Origin of the sequence: Micromonospora sp. SL4-19 (genome assembly GCF_047921475.1) — a bacterium.
In the GTDB taxonomy this organism is placed as follows: Bacteria; Actinomycetota; Actinomycetes; order Mycobacteriales; family Micromonosporaceae; genus Micromonospora.
Window position 1 is genome coordinate 1 of the sequence record NZ_JBLROB010000016.1, and the last position, 18,767, is coordinate 18,767.

22 protein-coding genes and 1 pseudogene are annotated in these 18,767 nt (G+C 73.8%); 7 read left to right on the forward strand and 16 right to left on the reverse strand.

Going from position 1 to position 18,767, the window contains the following annotated elements:
• Positions 1–238 (forward strand): annotated as a pseudogene (locus ACNAVT_RS19450) (dTDP-glucose 4,6-dehydratase); the annotation flags it as partial.
• Here the strand turns inward: ACNAVT_RS19450 and ACNAVT_RS19455 are convergent.
• A complete protein-coding gene (locus tag ACNAVT_RS19455) occupies positions 235–714 on the reverse strand; it encodes a GNAT family N-acetyltransferase (protein WP_416298186.1) in 480 nt (159 codons plus the stop codon). The pseudogene ACNAVT_RS19450 and the gene ACNAVT_RS19455 sit on opposite strands and share 4 nt — an antisense overlap.
• Before the next feature lie 326 nt (positions 715–1,040).
• Between ACNAVT_RS19455 and ACNAVT_RS19460 the strand changes: the two genes are divergently transcribed.
• Positions 1,041–1,271 (forward strand): hypothetical protein, encoded by a 231-nt coding sequence (locus ACNAVT_RS19460; protein ID WP_416298187.1) that lies wholly within the window; start codon positions 1,041–1,043, stop codon positions 1,269–1,271.
• Here the strand turns inward: ACNAVT_RS19460 and ACNAVT_RS19465 are convergent.
• Positions 1,241–1,717, reverse strand: a complete 477-nt coding sequence (locus ACNAVT_RS19465; RefSeq protein ID WP_416298189.1) for a cyclic nucleotide-binding domain-containing protein — start codon at positions 1,715–1,717, stop codon at positions 1,241–1,243. The genes ACNAVT_RS19460 and ACNAVT_RS19465 overlap by 31 nt on opposite strands.
• A 161-nt stretch (positions 1,718–1,878) precedes the next feature.
• Here ACNAVT_RS19465 and ACNAVT_RS19470 point away from each other — a divergent pair, with 161 nt between their 5' ends.
• Positions 1,879–2,775 (forward strand): universal stress protein, encoded by an 897-nt coding sequence (locus ACNAVT_RS19470; RefSeq protein ID WP_416298191.1) that lies wholly within the window; start codon positions 1,879–1,881, stop codon positions 2,773–2,775.
• A gap of 193 nt (positions 2,776–2,968) precedes the next feature.
• The gene (locus ACNAVT_RS19475) at positions 2,969–3,850 is read left to right on the forward strand and encodes a universal stress protein (protein WP_416298193.1); all 882 of its coding nucleotides are present in this window, start codon (positions 2,969–2,971) and stop codon (positions 3,848–3,850) included.
• 49 nt (positions 3,851–3,899) lie between these two features.
• Here ACNAVT_RS19475 and ACNAVT_RS19480 read toward each other — a convergent pair whose 3' ends face one another.
• Together ACNAVT_RS19480 and ACNAVT_RS19485 are read right to left on the reverse strand one after the other, a co-directional pair.
• Positions 3,900–4,526, reverse strand: a complete 627-nt coding sequence (locus tag ACNAVT_RS19480; protein ID WP_416298195.1) for an FMN reductase — start codon at positions 4,524–4,526, stop codon at positions 3,900–3,902.
• On the reverse strand, positions 4,523–5,632 hold the full coding sequence (locus ACNAVT_RS19485) for an LLM class flavin-dependent oxidoreductase (RefSeq protein WP_416298197.1): 1,110 nt from the start codon (positions 5,630–5,632) through the stop codon (positions 4,523–4,525). The genes ACNAVT_RS19480 and ACNAVT_RS19485 overlap by 4 nt, the downstream gene beginning before the upstream one ends.
• 190 nt (positions 5,633–5,822) lie before the next feature.
• Here ACNAVT_RS19485 and ACNAVT_RS19490 point away from each other — a divergent pair, with 190 nt between their 5' ends.
• Positions 5,823–6,251, forward strand: coding sequence for a hypothetical protein (locus ACNAVT_RS19490; RefSeq protein WP_416298199.1), 429 nt, complete (start codon positions 5,823–5,825; stop codon positions 6,249–6,251).
• Here the strand turns inward: ACNAVT_RS19490 and ACNAVT_RS19495 are convergent.
• The 3 genes from ACNAVT_RS19495 to ACNAVT_RS19505 all read right to left on the reverse strand — a co-directional run bounded on the left by ACNAVT_RS19495 (position 6,221) and on the right by ACNAVT_RS19505 (position 8,396).
• A complete protein-coding gene (locus tag ACNAVT_RS19495) occupies positions 6,221–6,496 on the reverse strand; it encodes a MoaD/ThiS family protein (RefSeq protein ID WP_416298201.1) in 276 nt (91 codons plus the stop codon). The two genes, ACNAVT_RS19490 and ACNAVT_RS19495, sit on opposite strands and share 31 nt — an antisense overlap.
• Entirely contained in the window at positions 6,497–7,579 is a 1,083-nt protein-coding gene (locus ACNAVT_RS19500) for a WD40/YVTN/BNR-like repeat-containing protein (RefSeq protein ID WP_416298203.1), read from the reverse strand.
• Positions 7,580–7,778: 199 nt separating this feature from the next.
• Positions 7,779–8,396 (reverse strand): DNA-3-methyladenine glycosylase, encoded by a 618-nt coding sequence (locus tag ACNAVT_RS19505; RefSeq protein WP_416298205.1) that lies wholly within the window; start codon positions 8,394–8,396, stop codon positions 7,779–7,781.
• A gap of 91 nt (positions 8,397–8,487) precedes the next feature.
• On the opposite strand from ACNAVT_RS19505, the gene ACNAVT_RS19510 reads away from it, so the two are divergent.
• The gene (locus ACNAVT_RS19510) at positions 8,488–8,904 is read left to right on the forward strand and encodes a DNA-binding protein (RefSeq protein ID WP_416298207.1); all 417 of its coding nucleotides are present in this window, start codon (positions 8,488–8,490) and stop codon (positions 8,902–8,904) included.
• 7 nt (positions 8,905–8,911) lie between these two features.
• On the opposite strand, the gene ACNAVT_RS19515 is transcribed toward ACNAVT_RS19510, so the two are convergent.
• Entirely contained in the window at positions 8,912–9,253 is a 342-nt protein-coding gene (locus tag ACNAVT_RS19515) for a pyrophosphatase (RefSeq protein WP_416298208.1), read from the reverse strand.
• 165 nt (positions 9,254–9,418) lie between these two features.
• Between ACNAVT_RS19515 and ACNAVT_RS19520 the strand changes: the two genes are divergently transcribed.
• A complete protein-coding gene (locus ACNAVT_RS19520) occupies positions 9,419–9,772 on the forward strand; it encodes an MmcQ/YjbR family DNA-binding protein (RefSeq protein ID WP_416298210.1) in 354 nt (117 codons plus the stop codon).
• Between the two features lie 151 nt (positions 9,773–9,923).
• On the opposite strand, the gene argH is transcribed toward ACNAVT_RS19520, so the two are convergent.
• From argH to argC, 8 genes are all read right to left on the reverse strand, one after another.
• Positions 9,924–11,387 (reverse strand): argininosuccinate lyase, encoded by a 1,464-nt coding sequence (gene argH, locus ACNAVT_RS19525; protein WP_416298384.1) that lies wholly within the window; start codon positions 11,385–11,387, stop codon positions 9,924–9,926.
• A gap of 145 nt (positions 11,388–11,532) precedes the next feature.
• The gene (locus ACNAVT_RS19530) at positions 11,533–12,738 is read right to left on the reverse strand and encodes an argininosuccinate synthase (protein ID WP_416298212.1); all 1,206 of its coding nucleotides are present in this window, start codon (positions 12,736–12,738) and stop codon (positions 11,533–11,535) included.
• Positions 12,735–13,250 (reverse strand): arginine repressor, encoded by a 516-nt coding sequence (locus ACNAVT_RS19535; RefSeq protein WP_416298214.1) that lies wholly within the window; start codon positions 13,248–13,250, stop codon positions 12,735–12,737. The genes ACNAVT_RS19530 and ACNAVT_RS19535 overlap by 4 nt, the downstream gene beginning before the upstream one ends.
• Positions 13,247–14,176 (reverse strand): ornithine carbamoyltransferase, encoded by a 930-nt coding sequence (gene argF, locus ACNAVT_RS19540; RefSeq protein WP_416298216.1) that lies wholly within the window; start codon positions 14,174–14,176, stop codon positions 13,247–13,249. Before argF ends, ACNAVT_RS19535 begins: the two co-directional genes overlap by 4 nt.
• Entirely contained in the window at positions 14,173–15,468 is a 1,296-nt protein-coding gene (locus tag ACNAVT_RS19545) for an acetylornithine transaminase (protein WP_416298217.1), read from the reverse strand. Before ACNAVT_RS19545 ends, argF begins: the two co-directional genes overlap by 4 nt.
• Positions 15,465–16,352, reverse strand: coding sequence for an acetylglutamate kinase (gene argB / locus ACNAVT_RS19550; RefSeq protein ID WP_416298219.1), 888 nt, complete (start codon positions 16,350–16,352; stop codon positions 15,465–15,467). Before argB ends, ACNAVT_RS19545 begins: the two co-directional genes overlap by 4 nt.
• A 115-nt stretch (positions 16,353–16,467) precedes the next feature.
• Entirely contained in the window at positions 16,468–17,640 is a 1,173-nt protein-coding gene (argJ, locus tag ACNAVT_RS19555) for a bifunctional glutamate N-acetyltransferase/amino-acid acetyltransferase ArgJ (RefSeq protein WP_416298221.1), read from the reverse strand.
• The gene (gene argC / locus ACNAVT_RS19560; protein WP_416298223.1) at positions 17,637–18,638 is read right to left on the reverse strand and encodes an N-acetyl-gamma-glutamyl-phosphate reductase; all 1,002 of its coding nucleotides are present in this window, start codon (positions 18,636–18,638) and stop codon (positions 17,637–17,639) included. Before argC ends, argJ begins: the two co-directional genes overlap by 4 nt.
• Positions 18,639–18,767: the final 129 nt, after the last annotated feature.

An 18,767-nucleotide genomic window follows, 5' to 3' on the forward strand; every position in this document is an offset into this window, starting at 1 on the left:
GCTGCTGCAGGCCTGCGACGCCGGATGGGAGCAGGTCGTGCCCGTCACCGACCGCAAGGGCCACGACCGCCGCTACTCACTCGACATCACCAAAATCGGTGAAGAACTCGGCTACACGCCGAGCATCGACCTCGACCACGGCCTGACCCAAACCGTGCAGTGGTACCACGACAACCGGGCCTGGTGGGAACCACTGAAAACCACCACCACACCGCCGGCCCCTGATACGACCCGTTAGGCGGGCAGTTCCAGCACGAACTCCTCGACCTCGGTGCCGCGGCTCTCGGCGTATCCGGAGTCCTCGCCGACCACGACGAAGCCGCACTTGCGGAGCACGGCGAGGGAGGCGGCGTTGTCCTTCGCGGCGCGGGCCTGCACCGGACGCTGCTGCAGCTCGCGCAGGAGTGCGGCCAGCGCGGCGGTGGCATGGCCGCGACCCCAGCGGCGCGGATCGATCCAGTAGCTGACCTCGGTGCGCTCCCCCACCGGGAAGGCGGCCACGCGCCCGACCACCTCGCCGTCGACCGTGACCGTCCGCGACACGATGCGCGGATCGGCGCGGATGCGCTCCCAGTGGTTGTCGAAGGCGACCCGGTCGGCCGGGTCCTTCGGGCCGAACGCGGCCATCCAGTTGGCGTGCGGATCCTGCTCGTGGCGGAAGAATGCGGGCAGGTCGTCGTCGCGCACCGGGCGGAGCCGCACCTCACTTGTCACGGTCGGAGGATACGCGGACCCGCCGACACGTTCGGGACCGCCGGCCCAGGGACGGCGCGGTTGCGTGCCCGCCGGCTCGTGGACGAGCGCCGGCGCGCAGCGGGGGTACGCCTCCATCCCCGCGGGTGGAGAGGCGTACTCCGGTCAGCCGGGGTCATCCGGGCGGTGGACGACCTGCCCATGTCGGCCCCGGCGACCGGCCCAGCCCCCGAGAATCGGGACATGACCACATCCCGGCGTTGTGCCCATCACCACCGCGGTCCGGCCTTCCGTATGCACGCCCTGGCCGCTCCGCCAAAGGTGGGTGGGCGGCCAGACCACGGGTGGTGGGCCCCACGGCGGCGGGACCACGGGCCCTTGGCCCCACGGCGGCTGCCCCCCTGGCGCTCGCCGCGGCCGCGCTCGGCGCGGTGGCGGTCGGCACGATCGCGATCGGCCGGCTGGCGATCCGGCGGGCGGTCATCAAGGAGCTGCGCATCGGCCGCCTGGAGGTGGACGAGCTGGTGGTGCGGCGGACCGGCGGCGATCAGCCGGTGGGCGGCAGCGCCGTCGGATAGCCGTACAGCTCGAGCAGGCGTACCCGGGAGGCGTGGAGCCGGTCCACCACGACGCTCATGAAGCGGGTGGTGAGCTGCCGACCGAGCGCGTCGTCGGATTCCATCAGCCGGCGTACGCCGGCGGCGTGGAACTCGACCGCGACGCCGCGCTGCACGGCCACCGCCCCGAACTGCCAGCGGTACGGCGGGAAGAGCCAGGACCAGCCGAGCACCCCGCCCGGGCCGATCGTCTCGATCACCACGTCGCCGCGACCGGGCACCGGAAAGTCCAGCGCCACCTCGCCGCCGCGGACCAGCCAGAACCGCTCCGCCGGCTGACCGGCTCGGAACAGCCGGTGCCCGGGGTGCCAGGCCACCGGACGGGCGTGACCGGTCAGCGGGGGAAGCCATTCCTGGGGCAGCCCAGCGAGGAACGGGTGCTCGCGGAGCATCTCCAGCGGGGTCATGGGCCTCACCCCTTCGCGGTCGGATCGACGGTCCTTGTTCCATTCCACCTCGGCGAAAACCGGGATCGCCAGGGCCGTTGGTCCCGGGCAGGGCGGGCGCACGCCTCTGCCCGGGCGCCCGCTGGCCGGAGAAGGCTGGAGATGGACGGAAGGAGGACGTGATGACCGACAGATCCGGTGCGCCGGTCGTGGTGGGTGTGGACGGTTCCGCCTCGGCCCTGGACGCGGTGCGGGTGGCCGCGCGTGAGGCAGCGATCCGGCACCGGCCGCTACGGGTGGTGTACGCGTTCCAGTGGCCGCTGCTCGGCACCCCGCTCGGCCCGATGTCGGCCGCCCTGCCCGACGCCGAGCTGCGGCACGAGGCGGGAAAGCTGGTCGCGGAGGCCGTCGACGAGGCCCGCAAGCTCGACTCCGAGCTGCCGGTGAGCGGCGGGGTGGTCGACGGCGCCGCCGTGCCGGTGCTGCTGCGGGAGAGCCGGGACGCGGCGCTGCTGGTGCTCGGCCACCGGGGCCTGGGCGGCTTCGCCGAGCTGCTGGTCGGCTCGACGGCCGTGCAGTTGTCCGCCCGGGCGGACTGCCCGGTGCTGGTGGTCCGTGGCGAGCCGCGCGCCGACGGCCCGGTCGTGGTCGGGGTCGACGGCTCCGCGCTGTCCCGCGAGGCGGTCGGTTTCGCCTTCGCCGAGGCGGCACAGCGGGGCACGACCCTGGTCGTCGTGCACGCGTGGCGCTACCCGACCCCGATCCTCCCCGGCGAGATCGTGCCGCTGGTGTACGACCCGGAGGAGCTGCGCGCCGAGGAGGAACGGGTGCTCGCCGAGACCGTCGCCGGCTGGTCCGAGCGTTACCCGGAGGTTCCGGTACGGCGGAAGCTGGTCGCCGGCACTCCGGCCCCGGCACTGGTGGCGGAGTCCACCAGCGCGCAGCTGACCGTGGTCGGCGCGCACGGCCACGGCAGCCTCGGCGGGCTGCTGCTCGGCTCGGTCAGCCACGCGCTGCTGCATCACGCCCACAGCCCGCTGGCCATCGTCCGGCACCGCCGGGGACGCGGCACCGCGTGATCCCCGGGACACCGCCGCGCCGGCCGCTCCCCCGGCCGGCGCGGACGGCCGCCCGGGTTCCGTTTACGGGCACCCGGGTCCGGGTACGGCCGCCCGGGTCCGGGGCGACGGTGTACCGCCGGGTTTCGGGGCAGCTGCGGGCCGACCGGGCCGTGGCCGTCGACAATTGCCCGAGACGACCGAAGGAGGGTCGATGAACCGACCTGTCGTGGTGGGCGTCGACGGATCGCCGTCCAGCCTGACCGCCGCCGAGCACGCGGCGCGGGCCGCCGTCGCGCGGTCCCGGCCGCTGCACCTGGTGCACGGCTACCTGCACCCGCTCGGCTACGGCGTGCCGCTCAACCCGTACGACCTCGGGGTGCCGGCACCCACCGCGGAGTCGCACCGGATGCTCGAGCAGGTGGCCGCCGAGCTGACCGATCGGCATCCGACCCTGCGGGTGGAGGTACGCCAGGTGCCCGGTGGCGCCGGTGTGACCCTGGTCCAGGAGTCCCGCCGGGCGGATCTCGTGGTGGTGGGCAGCCGGGGCGTCGGCGGCTTCGCCGGGCTGCTGCTCGGCTCGGTCAGCAGCCAGGTGGCCCAGCACGGGCACTGCCCGGTGCTGGTGGTCCGCCCGGCCGAGGAGCCGATCCCGGTCGACGGGCCGGTGCTGGTCGGGGTGGACGGTTCCGAGCCGGCCTCGCTCGCCGTCCGGCTCGCCGCCGACGAGGCGGTACGCCGGGGCACCGACCTGGTGCTGGTGCACGTCCGCCCGCCCGAGCGGGCCGGAGCGGTGCCGCAGGAGGCGGCTGAATCCGCGTCGGCCGGGCAGGCCGAGTCGGCGGAGCTGCTGGCCGGGGCGGCCGCCCAGGTCCGCGCGGACCATCCGGTGCTGACCGTGGTGGAGCGGCCGGTGCGGGCCACCTCTCCGGAGCAGGCGCTGATCGAGGCGAGCGGGGAGGCGGCCCTGGTGGTGGTCGGATCGCGTGGCCGAGGTGGTTTCGCCGGGCTGCTCCTCGGCTCGGTGAGCCAGGCGCTGGTGCAGCACGCCCACTGCCCGGTGCTGGTGGCCCACCCGCACGAGCCGGCGGGCTGACCCCGCCGGCTCGCCGAACCAGCCGTCGCGGTTGCCCGACGGCGGCCGGTCAGACCGGGTCGCGGCCGGCCAGCAGATCCGCGAAGCTGGTGGTGAGGGCGAACGGATCCTCAGGGCCGGTGGCGGCCGGGCGGCGGTCCACCTGCTCGGCAAGCTCGGTGCCGGCCCGCCGGATCCGGGCCCGCAGGGCGCCCTCCGCACCTTCCCCCGACCAGTCCTCCGGCGCCGCGAAGACCGCCGTCGGCACCACCACCGCCCGCAGGTAGGCGAACATCGGCCGGACCGCGTGCTCCAGGGCCAGCGAGTGCCGGGCGGTGCCGCCGGTGGCGCCGATCAGCACGGGCCGATCGGCCAGGGCGTCCCGGTCCACCACGTCGAAGAACGACTTGAACAGCCCGTTGTACGACGCGTTGAAGATCGGGGTGACCGCGACCAGGCCGTCCGCGCCCGCCACCGTGTCGAGCACCTCGCGCAGGGCGGCCGACGGGAAGCCGGTGAGCAGATGGTTCACCACGTCGTGGGCGTGCTCGCGCAGCTCCACCGGCCGGATCTCCACTTCGGCGCCGCGCCGTACCAGCTCGTCGCCGGCGGCCGCGCCGAGTTGGTCGGCGAGCAGCCGGGTCGAGGAGGGCTGGCCGAGGCCGGCCGAGACCACGGCCAGGGTGCGCCGGGTCATCGGCCCTCCTCCGCGCCGGTCGCGGCCGGCGCGACGTCCCGCGCCGCCGTCAGGCTGGCGTGCGTCGGCGCCTCGGGCACGTGCGCCGGCCGCAGCGAGTCGAACTCCTTGCGGAGCACCGGGACGACCTCCTCACCGAGAATGTCGAGCTGTTCCAGGACGGTCTTCAGCGGCAGGCCGGCGTGGTCCATCAGGAACAGCTGGCGCTGGTAGTCGCCGACGTACTCGCGGAACCCCAGCGTACGGTCGATGACCTGCTGCGGGCTGCCCACGGTCAGCGGCGTCTCCCGAGTGAACTCCTCCAGCGACGGCCCGTGCCCGTAGACCGGGGCGTTGTCGAAGTACGGCCGGAACTCGCGGACCGCGTCCTGGGAGTTCCTGTGCATGAAGACCTGCCCACCGAGGCCGACGATCGCCTGCTCCGGCGTGCCGTGGCCGTAGTGGGCGAAGCGCTGCCGATAGAGGTCGACCATCCGCTGGGTGTGCTCCTTGGGCCAGAAGATGTGGTTGGCGAAGAAGCCGTCCCCGTAGTAGGCGGCCTGCTCGGCGATCTCCGGGCTGCGGATCGAGCCGTGCCAGACGAACGGCGGCACGCCGTCGAGCGGGCGTGGGGTCGAGGTGAACGACTGCAGCGGGGTCCGGAACCGCCCCTTCCAGTCGACCACGTCCTCGCGCCACAGCCGGTGCAGCAGGTCGTAGTTCTCGATCGCCAGTGGGATGCCGTTGCGGATGTCCTGCCCGAACCAGGGGTAGACCGGGCCGGTGTTGCCGCGCCCCATCATCAGGTCCACCCGGCCGTCGGCCAGGTGCTGGAGCATCGCATAGTCCTCGGCGATCTTCACCGGGTCGTTGGTGGTGATCAGCGTGGTCGAGGTGGAGAGCAGCAGCCGCTCGGTACGGGCGGCGACGTAGCCGAGCATGGTGGTCGGCGACGAGGGCACGAACGGCGGGTTGTGGTGCTCGCCGGTGGCGAAGACGTCGAGCCCGACCTCTTCGGCCTTGAGGGCGATGGCCACCATGGCCTTGATCCGCTCACGCTCGGACGGCAGCCGCCCGTTGGTCGGGTCGACCGTGACGTCGCCGACGGTGAAGACTCCGAACTGCATGACCAGCTCCTCGCGTGACGCCCGGGCCGGGGTGGCCCGGGTCGCAGCGCACAACATATTTGACGAGTCAACTATTCCGTCGACTGCCCCGGTGGCCACCGGCGGCGTCCCCGTGGGTGGCTCAGCTCACAGGCCGGGCACGGTGGCAGGGCCACCGCGCCCGGTGGCGCCCGGGCGACAGACTGGACCGGTGCGGCGGTCAGGTTGGCGAGCCCTCCCCCGTTGGGCCCGGTGGACCGCGGGCGGCTATGTCGCGGTGCTGCTCTGGGGAACCGGCGCGCACGTGACCGACCTGGTCGTCGGCGGAGCCGACCCGTACCCGTGGGCGCCGCCCTGGCTGGCGGTGTACTTCGTCGCGCTGACCGTGGCCGACCCGGTCGCCGCCGTGCTGCTCGCCAGGCGGCGACGGCTCGGCATGGACCTGGCCTGCCTGATCCTGGTCACCGACGCGGCCGCGAACGGCTGGGCCGTCTACGGCCTGCCCAGCAGTGCGCCGGCGGCCCGGATCGGACACGCGACGGTCACGATCATCGCGTTGGGCAGCCTGGTCGCCCGTCGGGCGCTCCGACCCCACCTGACCGGGCCTGCTCAGCCGCCCGCCACCGAGGGGAGCACCTGAACCTCCGCGCCCTCGCCGACGGGGCTGTCCAACCCGCCGGCGTGCCGGCAGTCCTCGCCGTCGACGTAGACGTTGACGTACCGGCGCAGCTCGCCACGCTCGTCGCGGATCCGGCGGCCCAGCCGGGGCCAGGCGCCGTCGAGCTCGTCCAGCACGGCCCGCAGTGTGCCGGCGGCGGCGACGGTGAGCCGACTCGCGCCGCCGGCCTCGCCGCGCAGCGGGCCGGGCAGCAGCACGGTGACCACTCACATCTCCGCGGCCCGGACGCAGAGCACGTCCGGCAGGTGGGCGGCGACCAGCGACCAGGAGTCGCCCTCGTCCGGGCTGGCGTAGACCTCGCCGGAGCGGGTGCCGAAGTAGACGCCGGCCAGGTCGGCGTCGTCGACGCACATCGCGTCGCGCAGCACCGACGGGTAGAACGGCCCCTCGGGCAGCCCGGCCGAGAGCGGCTCCCACTTGTCGCCGGCGTCGGTGGAGCGGTAGACCCGGCAGCGGTGGTCGACCGGGAAGCGCTGGCCGTCGGCCACCAGCGGGAAGACGTAGATCGTGCCGGGGCGGGACGGGTGGGCGACCATGGGGAAGCCGAAGTCGCTGGGGAGACCGTCGGCGATCGAGGTCCAGGTGCGGCCGTCGTCGTCGGAGCGGTAGACGCCGTGGTGGTTCTGCGCGTAGAGCCGCTCCGGGTCGCCGGCGTCCCGGGCGATCTTGTGGACGCACTGCCCGAACTCGGGCCACTGGTCGGGCAGGAAGTAGGCCCGGATTCCGGTGTTGCCGGGCGTCCAGCTCGCCCCCGCGTCCTCGGTGCGGTAGACCCCGCCGGTGGACATGGCCACCGCCATCCGGGTCGGATCGCCGGGGTGCGGCAGCACGCTGTGGATCGCCTGGCCACCGAAGCCGGCGTCCCAGGACTCGCGATGCGGATGATCCCAGAGCGCCCGGACGAGCTGGAAGCTGCGCCCGCCGTCGTCGGAGCGGAACAGCGCCGACGGTTCGGTGCCGGCCCAGACCACGTCGGGCTGGTCGGCGCCGGCCGGGGTGAGCTGCCAGACGCGGCCCAGGCTGGCGCCGGTGTCGGCCGGGAAGGCCACCGGCGCCTGGGCGGGCTCCTGCCAGGAGGCGCCGAGGTCGTCGCTGGTGGCCACGCTCGGCCCGAAGTGCGAGCTGGTCATGCCGGCGAGCAGCCGGGGTCGCCCGGGACGTTTGTCGACGGCGACCGAATAGACGCCGGTCATCGGGAAGTGCGGCCCGCTCACCTCCCAGGTGCGTCGATCGGTGCTGGTGGCAAGGAAGAGTCCCTTGCCGGTGCCGATCGCGAGCAGTGTCGCCATGCCGTCCTCCGGTTCCGTGGCCGAGCAGGGTGGCTGCCGGGCCCGGGCACCCACCTGGCGGACCCGGGTGGGCCGGTCAGACCTGGCGTGGTGATTATGACCACCCCATCCGACAGAATGCCGCCCCGCCGGCCGGCGACCAGGCCCGCACCGCCGTTCGGCCCGGGGGTGAGCGGGCCATGGCCGGCCGGGAACGCGGTCAGCGGCGGGCGCGGGGCACGTGCCGGCGGTAGGCGCTCACCGTCGGATCGCCGGCGATCCAGAACCGCCAGGGCACGTCGTGCGCCCCGGTCACGCCGACCCGCGGGCCGGCCGCGATCGACGCCTCGGGCACCGGACCGAGCGGGGGCCGCAGCCGGACCGGGCCGTCACCGAGCAGGTCCGCGCCGTAGACGGACCGGTCTATGCCGAGCGCGGCGCAGAGCCGGGCGGGCCCGCGGGCCAGGTCGACGTCCCGGCGTACGGCAGGTCGCCGCGATCGGGCCACGTCGAGACCGTCGATCACCTCACCGGCGCGCAGCAGTACCCCCGAGGCCTCCCCGTCCGGCCCGGTGACCACGTTGGCGCACCAGTGCATGCCGTACGTGAAGTAGACGTAGGCGTGCCCGGCCGGGCCGAACATCACCGCGTTGCGCGGGGTGCGTCCGCGGTGGGCGTGTGACGCCGGGTCGCCGGCGGTGCCGGCGTACGCCTCGACCTCGGTGATCCGGACGGTGACGCCGTGGCCGGTGAGCCGGCAGCCGAGCAGCCCCCGCGCGGCGGGGACCACCGGCCCGGCGAGCAGGTCCGCGAGGGGGGCGAGATCGGTGCTGGTCACGGGAAAACCCTATCCGGCGACGCCGGTGTTGGCACGGATTACTGTCAACGATATGTTGACAAAGCACCGTTCAACGAGGTGTCATGGTCACATGGACAACGACCCGTTCACCGCTCCGGACGCTGCCCAGGCCCGCGCCCATCGCAACTACGCCGCGTTGCTGCGGATCGCCGAGCGACACGCCGGCACCCCTGGCCGGCGCCGGCGGTACGCGCACCCGGACGTCCCGGACGCGTACGAGGCGTCCACCCTGGTGATGGCCCTGGCCGGCGGGGCGGAGCTGGAACCCGGCGAGGAGCCGGTCGACCACGCCGACCTGATGGCCGCGCTGACCCTGATCCCGCACGTGCGGGCGGAGGTCGACGCGCTCGAGGCGGGGCTGCTGGGGGTCGCCCGCGCCCGGGGGATGACCTGGCAGGCGATCGCCTTCGGGCTGGGGCTGGGCAGCGCCCAGGCGGCCCGGCAGCGCTACGAGCGGCTGGCCGTGCGAACCGGCGCCGCCGACTGACCGGCGGTCAGCCCGCCCGGCCGGGGAGCCGGGACAGCCACTTCCGCTCCACCTCGGCCAGCAGGTCCACGCCGTCACGGCGGGCGAGCAGCAACACGTGGCAGAGCACGTCGGCCAGCTCGGCCCGGTAGGCCTCGTCGCGCTGCGCGGCAGTGAGCCCCTTGTCCCGGGCCTGGCCGGCGCGGGCCAGGTACGCCTGGGTCAGCTCGCCGACCTCCTCCTGGAGCTTGAGCAGATACCAGGTGTCGGTGCGGTCGATACCGTGCCGTTCGGCGTACCGGTCGGAGACCGCGGCCACGTCTTCCGCGAGGCGGCGTAGGCAGCTCCCGGTGATCGGCTCGGGCTCCACGGCGAGCAGTATGCCAGCCACCACCAATTCGGAGGGACTGTCGCAGGAGTGGTCCAGACTGGGGTCAGCAACCAGCAACCGGACCTGTCGCCCCCGCCCTGCCCCGCAGGGGTTCCGTTCTCTCCCGCCCCGCCTGAGAGCGGGGGTATCTACGGAAGGAAGTCGATGACGCGCGAGGAGATGCTGGCCCACTGCCTGGACAAGCCGGGCGCCTGGCTGGACCAACCGTGGGAGGGCGACGAGGTGGTCAAGGTGGGCAGCCGGATCTTCGCCTTCCTCGGCTCGCCCGACGGCGAGGCACGGGTCGGCGCGAAGTGCGGCGCGTCCCGCGAGGTGGCCGACGAGTGGGTGCGCCGGTTTCCCGCCGACGCCCGTCCGTCGCCCTACATCGGTCGGTCCGGCTGGAACACGCTCCGGCTGGACGGCGCCATCCCCGACGACGAACTGATCGAGGCCGTCGACGGGTCGTACGAGGCGGTGGTGGCGAAGCTGCCGAAGCGCGAGCGACCGACGGGCTAGTTTCACCGGCTTCACGTCGCCGTGCCCGGCCGCGCCGGGCAGATCGACCTGGGGCTCACGATCCGCACCGCCGCCGGCGCCCGCCCGGGCCAGCCTCGTCAGACAGCCGCTGACCCGCGCGGCACCTGGCGGCGCCGCGCGGGAGGCGATGTCAGCGGGGGACGACCTGCTCGGCGGCCCAGTCCCGCCAGCCGGCGAGCTTGTCCGCGGCGATGGCGAGCTGGTCGGCCACCGGCCCGGGCCCGGTGGAGCCGGGGGTGGTCCGGGCCGCGAGAGCGGAGCGCACCGAGAGCACGTCACGCACCGACGGGTCGAGGTGCGGGCTGACCGCGGCGAGATCGCCGTCGGAGACCTCGTCCAGGGCGCAGTCCCGGGCCACGCAGAGCGCCACCAGCTTGCCGGTGATCTCGTGCGCGTCACGGAACGCCACGCCCCGGCGGACCAGCCAGTCGGCCACCTCGGTGGCGAGGGAGAAGCCGACCGGCGCGGCGGCGACCAGCCGGTCGACGCGTACCGTCATCGTGGAGATCATCCCGGCGAGCGCCGGGAGCAGCAGTTCCAGGGTGTCGACCGCGTCGAAAGCGGGCTCCTTGTCCTCCTGCATGTCCCGGTCATAGGTCATCGGCAGACCCTTGAGCATGGTGAGCACGCTCATCAGGCCGCCGACGAGACGACCGGACTTGCCCCGGGCCAGCTCGGCGATGTCCGCGTTCTTCTTCTGCGGCATGATCGACGAGCCGGTGGCGAACGCGTCGTCCAGCTCGACCCAGCCGAACTCCTGCGACGTCCAGAGCACCACCTCCTCGCCGAGGCGGGACAGGTGCACCCCGATCAGCGCGGTGGCGAAGAGGAACTCGGCGACGAAGTCCCGGTCGGCGACCGCGTCCATCGAGTTGGCGAAGGACGTGCGGAAGCCCAGCTCCTTGGAGACCGCCACCGGGTCCAGCGGCAGCCCGGAGCCGGCCAGCGCGCCCGCGCCGAGCGGGCTGATCGCCGCCCGGTGGTCCCAGTCGCGCAGCCGCTCCAGGTCACGCAGCAGCGGCTGCACGTGGGCGAGCAGCCAGTGCCCGAAGGTGACCGGCTGGGCGTGCTGGAGGTGGGTCATGCCGGGAGCGGCGGTGTCCACGTGCCGCTCGGCCTGCTCGACCAGGGCCTCCGCGAGCTCGACCAGCCGGGCGGCCACCCCACGGGCGTGGTCACGCAGATAGAGCCGCAGGTCGGTGGCGACCTGGTCGTTGCGGGAGCGGCCGGCGCGCAGCTTGCCGCCGAGGCTGCCGAGCCGCTCCAGCAGGCCCCGCTCCAGGGCGGTGTGCACGTCCTCGTCGTCGACGGTGGGGCGGAACGCGCCGGAGGCGCATGCGGCCTCCAGGTCGTCCAGCGCGGCCAGGATCTTCCCCAGTTCCTCGGGGTCGAGCAGGCCGGCGCCGGCCAGGACCCGGGCGTGCGCCCGCGAGCCGGCGATGTCGTACGGGGCGAGGCGCCAGTCGAACTGGACGCTCACCGACAGCCGCGCGAGCGCCTCGGAGGGCCCGCCGGCGAACCGGCCTCCCCAGAGGCTCGTCCGATTGGCGGCGGCGCTGTTCTCGGTCAGGCTCTTGTCGTCCACCCCACCCATTGTGGCAGTGTTCACCTTTCGCTCCCGACTGCGGGGCTCACTCGCTGCGCTCGTTCACTCCTCGCGCTCGCAGTGCTCACCTTTCGCTTCCCGACTGCGGGGCTCACTCGCTGCGCTCGTTCACTCCTCGCGCTCGCACCCACGATCAGGCACCGCCGAGCCGGGCGTCCCGCGCGGCCGCCATCTTGCTGGGCAGGCCCCACAGCTGCACGAAGCCCTTGGCCAGAGACTGGTCGAAGGTGTCGCCGGTGTCGTAGGTGGCCATGCCGAAGTCGTACAGGCTGGCCTCGGAGCGGCGGCCAGTGACGGTGGCCCGGCCGCCGTGCAGGGTGAGCCGCACCTCGCCGGAGACATGCTGCTGGGCGTCGTCGATGAACGCGTCGAGGGCCTTCTTCAGCGGCGAGAACCAGAGGCCGTCGTAGACCAGCTCGCCCCAGCGCTGGTCGACGCCGCGCTTGAACCGGGCCAGGTCCCGCTCGATGGTGACATTCTCCAGCTCCTGATGGGCGGCGATCAGGGCGATCGCGCCCGGCGCCTCGTACACCTCGCGGCTCTTGATGCCGACGAGCCGATCCTCGACCATGTCGAGCCGGCCGACACCCTGTGCGCCGGCGCGCCGGTTCAGCTCCAGGATCGCCTGGTACGGGGTGACGGTCTCGCCGTCGATGGCGACCGGCACGCCGGCGTCGAAGGTGATGACCACCTCGTCGGCGTCGCGCTCCTGCGTCGGGTCGGCGGTGTACGAGTACAGGTCCTCGACGGGGCCGTTCCAGATGTCCTCCAGGAAGCCGGTCTCGACCGCGCGGCCCCACAGGTTCTGGTCGATGGAGTACGGCGACTTGGCCGACACGTCGATCGGCAGGCCCTTCTCCTCGGCGAAGGCGATCGCCTTGTCCCGGGTCCAGGCAAAGTCCCGGGCCGGGGCGATGATCTTCAGGTCGGGGGCGAGCGCGGCCAGGCCGACCTCGAAGCGGACCTGGTCGTTGCCCTTGCCGGTGCAGCCGTGCGACACGATGGTGCCGCCGTGCTTCTTCGCGGCGGCGACCAGGTGCTTGACGATCAGCGGCCGGGACAGCGCGGAGACCAGCGGGTAGCGGTCCATGTAGAGGGCGTTGGCCCGCATGGCGGGCAGGCAGTACTCGGCGGCGAACTCGTCGCGCGCGTCGACCACCTCGGACTCGGCCGCGCCGCAGTCCAGCGCGCGCTGCCGGATGATGTTCATGTCCTCGCCGCCCTGGCCCACGTCGACGGCGACCGCGATCACCTCGGCGCCGGTCTGCTCGGCCAGGTAAGGGATGGCGACGGAGGTGTCGAGACCCCCGGAGTACGCCAGCACTACCCGCTCGGTCATGGTGTGGTGTTCCCTTCAACGATTTCTTCCCGGCGGGCCCACGCGGCGAGCTTGTTGCCCAACGCGGCGCCGCCGACGGCCTCGCGGGCCACGACGAGGATGGTGTCGTCGCCGGCGATGGTGCCGACGACCTCGGGCAGGCCCGCTCGGTCCAACGCGCTCGCCAGGTAGTGGGCTGCGCCCGGCGGGGTGCGCAGCACGGCGATGTTGCCGCTGGAGTCGACTCCGTTGAGCAGCTCGCGCAGCAGCCGGACGAGCCGGGCCGGGGCGGCCTCGGCCTCGCGCAGCGGCCGGTGGCCGTCCTCCGGGATCAGGTAGACGCCCCGCCCGTCGCCGCCGCGAGCGGTGACCGCTCCCAGTTCCTTGAGGTCCCGGGAGAGGGTGGCCTGGGTGACCTGGATGCCGTCGCCGGCGAGCAGCTCGGCCAGCTCGGTCTGCGAGTGGATCGCCTTGTCGCGGATCAGCTCGACGATGCGGGCGTGCCGGGCGGCACGGGTCAGCGGCGCGGTCATGGGATCGATGCCTCCAGGAGAAAAGTCAGCAGCGCCTTCTGGGCGTGCAGTCGATTCTCCGCCTGGTCGAAGACCGCGCTGCGCGGCCCGTCGAGCACCTCGTCGGTGATCTCCTCGCCCCGGTGCGCGGGCAGGCAGTGCAGCACGATGACGTCCGCCGCGGCATGGCCGAGCAGCGCGTCATTGACCTGGTAGGGCAGGAACGGGGTGAGCCGGTCGAGGCCGTCGGACTCCTGGCCCATCGAGGTCCAGGTGTCGGTGGCGACCACGTCGGCGCCGCGGACCGCCTCGACCGGGTCGGTGAGCACGCGAACCGATCCGCCGGTGCCGGCGGCGATCTTCTCGGCCCGGTCGACCACCTCGGCATCGGGCGAGAAGCCGGCCGGCCCGGCGACCCGGACGTGCATCCCGGCGGTCGTCCCGGCCAGCAGGTACGAGTGCGCCATGTTGTTCGCCGCGTCCCCGACGTACGCCAGGGTGCGCCCGGCGGTGGCGCCGAACCGTTCGCGGACGGTGAGCAGGTCCGCCAGGAGCTGGCAGGGGTGGTAGGTGTCGGTGAGCGCGTTGATCACCGGCACGGTGGCGTGCGCGGCGACCTCGGCAATCCGGTCGTCCCCGTGGGTACGCAGCACGATCGCCGCGACGTAGCGGGAGAGGACCCGGCCGGCGTCGGCCAGGGTCTCGCCGCGCCCGAAGTGGGTGACCTGGGTGTCCACCACGAGCGGGTGCCCGCCCAGCTCGGCGATGCCGGCGTCGAAGGAGATCCGGGTGCGCAGGCTCTGCTTGTCGAAGAGCACCGCCACCGACCTCGGCCCGACGAGGGGCTGGTGGCTGAAGCGGTCCGCCTTCATCCGGGCGGCGAGGTCGAGCACGGCCGACTGCTCGGCGGGCGAGAGGTCGTCGTCGCGCAGGAAGTGGCGGATCATGCGTTCGTCTCCGTGGTGCTCGCGGTGGTCGACGTCGGGTCGGTCGGAACCGTGGTCCCGAGCGGCCCCTCCGGGGGCGCTTCCGCACCAGGATCGGTGCGGCACTGGCCGGGCACGGTCGGGGCGGGGGCGGCGGCGTCGAGGGCGGCGGGGAGGGCGGCGAGGAACGCGTCGACCTGCTCGGCGCCGAGGATCAGCGGCGGGGCGAGCCGGACCACGCCCGGCTGCACCGGGTTGACCAGGAAGCCCGCCTCGCGCAGCGCGTTCGCCACCGGGCCGGCGACCGGCTGGTCCAGCACGATGCCGAGCAGCAGGCCGGCGCCGCGGACCTCGGCGACGAGCGGGTGGCCGAGCGCCTCGATCCCCCGCCGCAGCCGTTCCCCGATCCGCTTGACGTGGTCGAGCAGCCCCTCGTTGGCGATGGTGGCGACCACGGCGAGCGCGGCCGCGCAGCTGACCGGGTTGCCGCCGAAGGTGGTGCCGTGCGAGCCGGGGCCGAGCAGGTCGGCGGCCCGGCCGAAGGCCAGGCAGGCGCCGATGGGCAGGCCGCCGCCGAGCCCCTTGGCCAGGGTGACGAGGTCGGGTTCGATGCCCTCGGCCTGGTGGGCGAACCAGTGCCCGGTGCGGCCGACGCCGGTCTGCACCTCGTCGAGCACCAGCAGGGCGCCGTGCGCGGCGGTGATCCGCCGGGCCGCGGCCAGGTAGCCGGGCGGCGGGACGACGACGCCGTTCTCACCCTGGATCGGCTCGATGATCACCATCGCGGTGGCGTCGGTGACCGCCGCTTCCAGGGCCTCGGCGTCGCCGCACGGGACGTGGGTGACGTCGCCGGGCAGCGGGCGGAACGGGTCGGCCTTGGCCGGCTGGCCGGTGAGCGCCAGGGCGCCCATGGTCCGGCCGTGGAAGCCGCCCTCGGTGGCGACCACGTGGGCACGCCCGGTGAGCCGGGAGAGCTTGAACGCGGCCTCGTTCGCCTCGGCGCCGGAGTTGGCGAAGAACACCCGGCCGGGGCGGCCGGCGAGCGCCAGCAGCAGCTCGGCGAGGGCGACCGGCGGCTCGGCGACGAACAGGTTGGAGACGTGCCCGAGGGTGGCGACCTGCTTGGACACGGCGGCCACCACGGCCGGGTGGGCGTGGCCGAGGGCGTTGACCGCGATGCCGCCGAGCAGGTCTACGTACTCCCGGCCGGCCTCGTCGACCACGACGGCGCCGGAGCCGGAGACGAGCGCGAGCGGCGGGGTGCCGTAGTTGTCCATCATGGACGCGGACCAGCGCTTCACAAGATCACTCATCGCGCGCTCACCATCGTTCCGAACCCTTCCGAGGTGAAGACCTCGAGCAGCGTGGAGTGGGCGACCCGGCCGTCGACGACGTGCGCGGCCGGCACTCCCCCGCGCACCGCCCGCAGGCAGGCCTCCATCTTCGGGACCATCCCCGATTCCAGGGACGGCAGCAGTTTCGCCAGCTCGTCGGTGGTGATCTCGCTGACCAGGCTCGACGTGTCGGGCCAGTCGGCGTAGAGGCCGGCGACATCGGTGAGGACGACGAGCTTGCGCGCCTGCAGCGCGACCGCGAGCGCGGCGGCGGCGGTGTCCGCGTTGAGGTTGTGCAGCACCCCGTCGGCGTCCGGCGCGACGGTGGAGATCACCGGGATCCGGCCGGCCGCGATGAGGTCGGCCACCGCCGAGACGTCCACCGACTCGACGTCGCCGACCTGGCCGACGTCGACCGCCTCTCCGTCCACGTACGCCGGGCGGCGCACCGCGGTGAACAGCCCGGCGTCCTCGCCGGAGAGCCCGACCGCGAACGGGCCGTGCGCGTTGATCAGCCCGACCAGTTCCCGGCCGACCTGCCCGACCAGCACCATCCGGACGACGTCCATCGCCTCCGGGGTGGTGACCCGCAGGCCGCCCTTGAACTCGCTCGCGATGCCGAGCCGGCCCAGCATGGCGGAGATCTGCGGTCCGCCGCCGTGCACGACGACCGGCTTGAGGCCGGCGTACCGGAGGAAGACCATGTCGGCGGCGAAGGCCCGCTGGAGCTCGGGGTCGACCATGGCGTTGCCGCCGTACTTGACCACGACGGTGGCGCCGGAGAAGCGGGCCAGCCAGGGCAGGGCCTCGATCAGCGTCTCGGCCTTGGCCTGGGCCCGGGTGAGGTCGGCGGTGAGACTCATGACCGCGCCAGCTTTCCGTTCGCGACGGCGGGACTCCGCTCCGCTGCGTTCCTCGCGCTCACTGCGCCGGCCTTGTTCGCGACGGCGGGACTCCGCTCCGCTGCGTTCCTCGCGCTCACGACGAGTACGCCGAGTTCTCGTGCACGTACGCGTGCGACAGGTCGTTGGTCCAGATGGTCGCGGTGGCGTCGCCGGCGTGCAGGTCGATCCGGATGGCGACGTCCCGGCCGGTGAGGTCGACCTTGGCGCGGTCCTCGGCGGCGGCCCCGCCCCGGCACACCCAGACCCCGTTGATCGCGACGTCCACGCCGTCCGGTTCGAACACGGCGGCGGTGGTGCCGACCGCGGCGAGGATCCGACCCCAGTTCGGGTCGTTGCCGAACAGGGCGGTCTTGACCAGGTTGTTCCGGGCCACCGACCGGCCGACCTCGACCGCGTCGTCCTCGCCGGCCGCGCCGGTCACCTCGATGGCGATCTGCTTGGTGGCGCCCTCGGCGTCGGCGATGAGCTGCTGGGCCAGGTCGTGGCAGGCGGCGGTGACCGCGGCGGTCAGCTCCGCCGCGGTGGGCTCGATACCGGACGCGCCGCTGGCCAGCAGCAGCACCGTGTCGTTGGTCGACATACAGCCGTCGGAGTCAATCCGGTCGAAGGTGACCCGGGTCGCGGCCCGCAGCGCGGCGTCGAGCGCCTCCGGCCCGGCCACCGCGTCGGTGGTGAGTACGCAGAGCATGGTGGCCATCGCGGGGGCGAGCATGCCGGCGCCCTTGGCCATGCCGCCGACGGTCCAGCCGCTCCCCACGGCGACGGTGATCTTGGGCCGGGTGTCGGTGGTCATGATCGCCTCGGCGGCCGGCTGACCGCCGTCGCGGGACAGACCGCGTACGGCGTCGCGCACGCCGGAGAGCAGGGCGGGCATGGGGAGTCGCTCGCCGATCAGGCCGGTGGAGCAGACCGCGACCTCACCGGCGCCCAGCATCAGCCGGGGGCTGCTGGCGGTGAGCGCGGCGGCGGTGTGCTCGGCGGTCGCGTGGGTGTCCTGGAAGCCGGCCGGACCGGTGCAGGCGTTGGCCCCACCCGAGTTGAGCACCACGGCGCGGACCACGCCGCCGTGGACCACCTGCTGGGTCCAGAGCACCGGGGCGGCCTTGACCCGGTTGGCGGTGAAGACACCGGCGATGCCGGCGTCGGGGCCGTCGTTGACGACGAGGGCCACGTCGCTGGCGCCGCTGGTCTTGAGGCCGGCGGCGACGCCGGCCGCCCGGAAGCCTCGGGGGGTGGTGACGGTCATGGCGCGACTCCGAAGACAGGGAGGCCGGAGGTCTCGGGGAGGTCGAACATCAGGTTGGCGTTCTGCACGGCCTGGCCGGCCGCACCCTTGCCGAGGTTGTCGATGGCGCTGACCACGATCACCCGGCCGGAGTCGAGGTCGACGGTGGCCTGGAGGTGGCAGGAGTTCGAGCCGGCGGTGGCGGCGGTGTGCGGCCACCGCCCCTCGGGCAGCAGGTGCACGAAGGGCGCGTCCGCGTACGCCGCAGCGAGCACGTCACGCGGATCGGCGTCACCGGTGGGGACGGCGGTGACGGTGGCGAGGATGCCGCGCGGCATCGGCGCGAGCACCGGGGTGAAGGAGAGGCTGCTCGCCCCGGTGGCCTGCTTGATCTCCGGCACGTGCTGGTGCGCGCCGACCTTGTAGGGCGACAGGTCGCCCATCACCTCGCTGCCGAGCAGGTGGGCCTTGGCGGCCCGGCCGGCGCCGGAGGTGCCGGAGGCGGCGACCACCACCACGTCGGTGGACTGGACCGCGCCGGCGGCGATCAGCGGGGCGAGCGCCAGGGTGGTGGCCACCGCGTAGCAGCCGGTGCTGGCGACGCGGCCGGCGGCGGCGATCGCGGTCCGCTGGCCGGGCAGCTCGGGCAGGCCGTAGGTCCAGGCGCCGGCGTGCGTGCCGCCGTACCAGCGGGCCCAGGCGTCCGCGTCGCGCAGCCGGTGGTCGGCGCCGAGGTCGACCACCTTGACGGTGGTGGGGAGGGCCGCGGCGAGGGCCGCCGACTGGCCGTGCGGCAGGGCCAGGAAGACCAGGTCCGCGTCGGCCAGTGCGGCCGGGTCGGTCGCTCCGAGCACCAGGTCCAGCCCGGCGAGCTGCGGGTGTACGGCGGTGACGGGCTGGCCGGCCTGGGAGTGGGCGGTAGCGGCGACGAGATCGAACTCGGGGTGCCCGGCGAGCAGGCGGAGCAGCTCGCCCCCGGCGTACCCGCTGGCTCCGGCGACCGCAACCCGGATACCCATACTCACCTCCGCATGACTATGCAGTGAAGGCTAGCAGGATCGGCAGGGGGCTGCAACTTCATGCGGCGGACTGCATGAAATTCGACGACGTGGCCCTCGCATGGCCTCGCTGGTCGCCGGTCCACGCCC